This window comes from Ilumatobacter sp., from assembly GCF_041688325.1.
GTDB lineage: Bacteria > Actinomycetota > Acidimicrobiia > Acidimicrobiales > Ilumatobacteraceae > Ilumatobacter_A.
Window position 1 is genome coordinate 1 of sequence record NZ_JBDNIJ010000314.1, and the last position, 2,502, is coordinate 2,502.

Here is a 2,502-nt window from a genome sequence, read left to right on the forward strand (position 1 = left end):
CCCCCGATGTCGAGGAGCAGTGCGGCAAGTCGCGCTGATGGCCCGGTTGGTGCGCCGGGCAGACGATAGGTGTGTGTGCCGGATTGTGTGAGGGTGCCGCTCTGGACTCGGCTCCGAAGCTGGTCATTCGATCCGCCTAAGGACCGCACCTGCGTGCGGGTGACGAACCCCAGCTGACCGTTCGCGACCGACGCGATGCGCCGATTCAGATTGGTCATGACACCATCTTGCAGACGCGATGTCACAGAGTTTCCGGGGGACCGGAGGGAACGTAAGGGGCCACAGCGTTTTGTGTGAGCGATAGCAGCGTCGGACGCCGCAATTGCTCACACAAAATTGGACTGGCTTTTTGTGTGAGCAATTGACCCAAACGACGCCGCTATCGCTCACACAAAACAAGTCAGGTGGGGTCGGGTCAGGTGGGGTGGGGTGGGGTCGGGTCAGGTGGGGTCGGGTCGGGTCAAGTCAGGTGGGGTGGGGTGGGGTGAGACTGGCGCGGGCTGGCGCGGTCGTTACCAGCTGGGGGCGAAGCGGGAGATGATGTCGGCGAGGCGGTAGGCGCGTTCGGCGCCACCGGCGCTGGCGTCGTTGCGCATCTCGTTCGTGGCGATCCGCAAAACGGCGCCCATCGCAGCGTCGCTGCGTGAGGCCACGTGCAGCGCTGGCTTCAGAATCGCCGGGCGGCCGAGGAAACGAGCCGAGAGGCGGCCCACCTTGCGATATCGACCGAGTTCCTCATCGAGCAGGACGGGGTAGCGCTGGAGCGAGGTGGAGTTGCCGGTGGTCAAGGCCTCTTCGAGGACGTCGGCGGCCAGACGGCCACCCAAGAAGGCTGCCTCGAGGCCGTCGCCGTTGAACGGGTTGGCGGCGCCAGCGGCGTCGCCAACGACGAGGAACGTTGGGCCCATCTTGGGTGTGACCGATCCACCGAGTGGAAGTCGCAGCCGGGTTGGCGCCTTCAGCCCTGCGTTGGGGTCGATTCCCCAGTCATCGGCGATCGATGCACAAAAGGAAGTCAGGAGCTTCAGGGTGTTCAGGCTCTTGATATTTCGGTGGCTTGACAACACGCCCACGCCGACGTTCACGTTGCCGTCGCCCATCGGCGCAATCCAGCCGTAGCCGGCGACAGGTTGGCCGTTCGGGTCGGGGAGGCCCAGCGAAGTCTCGACCCAGGTTTCGTGAGTGCGTGGTGACGCGAAGTAGGTGCGGGCGGCAATTGCATAGGGCCACTTGCGTTGTCGGCTGGTGCCGAGCCCGCGCCCGAACCGGCTGTTTGCGCCATCGGCGACCACGATGAATCGGGCGCGAATCTCGCGAGTTCCTGTGACTTCGCCCTCGTCGCTGACGAGTTGGACCGTCGCCCCACGAACGAATCCACGCTCGGCAATCGGCGAGACGGCCTCATGACCCATCAACAGAGTGGCGCCTGCAGTCACGGCACGATCGCGCAGATGCTCGTCGAGCCGATCGCGGCGCACCACGATGCCGTGTTGGGGGAAGTCGGGATGTTCTGGCCACGGCGATTCGACGGCGTGGCGGCCGTGCGTCAGCCGGACGCCCTGGACGAGGTGTCCGCCGATCTGCGTCGGATCAATTTGGATACCGGCGAGTTCGGCAACGGCGCGTGGTGACAGGATGTCGCCGCACGCCTTGTGGCGTGGGCCGCTGCGCTTCTCGACGAGAGTGACGTGGTGCCCGGCACGTGCCAACCGTGTGGCGATGCTGGACCCGCACGGACCGCCACCGACCACGAGGACATCAGTGGAGATGGCAGTCATCGGGCTCGGCACGAAGGTCAGTCTGGCTCAAAGAGATGTGTGCAGGTCGACGGCGGAGCGTCGACCGGGTCAGCTGCGGCCAGGGATCGGCGCAGAGCCGATCGGCGTGACTTCGACCATCGAGTCACCGACCGGGACTGGCTCGATTGCATCGTCGGAGGCCAGGATGACAGCACCGGTTGCGACCTCTTCGAACAGTACGGACTCTTCCGAGCACCAGGTCTCGAATTCGGTTTCGTACTCTTCGCTGGTCGGGTCGGCACCGGCGAGCGTGTAACGCTCGTGGCAGATCACCGCGACAATTTCCTCGTCGGTGAGCTGGCCACCAAAACCTGGCATGACGCCCTTGACTCCCGTTTGGTGGGCTCCGCCCTCACGCTCCGGATTGCCGTACACGTCAACGCCAGCAATGTTGTACTGCTCGGTGCCGTAGTAGACGTAACGGATCTGGTCTTCGATATTTGGGAAGGTCTTGAGGACTTCGCCTTCGGTGAAGGCATAGCCCACACCACCGCCACCGGCGGCGCCGTGGCAGCTGGCGCAGTTGTTATAGACCTCTGCTCCTTCGCCGATTGGTCCGGCGGCGACTTCGCCGCCGTCGGTCAAAGCACGCACGTACATGAAGCCCCATACGGGCATGAGTGACAGCGTCGCCATGGCCCAGAACGGCACCTTGCGGCGCTGCTTGTAGGCGGTGACGTAATGGGGGTCGACCTTCGGCGGC

The 2,502-nt window shown here is 64.6% G+C and carries 3 protein-coding genes; all 3 read right to left on the reverse strand.

What is annotated here, in order from left to right:
- Positions 1–218: hypothetical protein (locus ACH2EI_RS16660; RefSeq protein ID WP_395160835.1), on the reverse strand; the 218-nt coding region annotated here is incomplete at its 3' end.
- A 294-nt stretch (positions 219–512) separates the two neighbouring features.
- Positions 513–1,790, reverse strand: coding sequence for a geranylgeranyl reductase family protein (locus tag ACH2EI_RS16665; protein ID WP_395160837.1), 1,278 nt, complete (start codon positions 1,788–1,790; stop codon positions 513–515).
- A 57-nt stretch (positions 1,791–1,847) separates the two neighbouring features.
- Positions 1,848–2,502: c-type cytochrome (locus ACH2EI_RS16670; RefSeq protein WP_395160839.1), on the reverse strand; the 655-nt coding region annotated here is incomplete at its 5' end.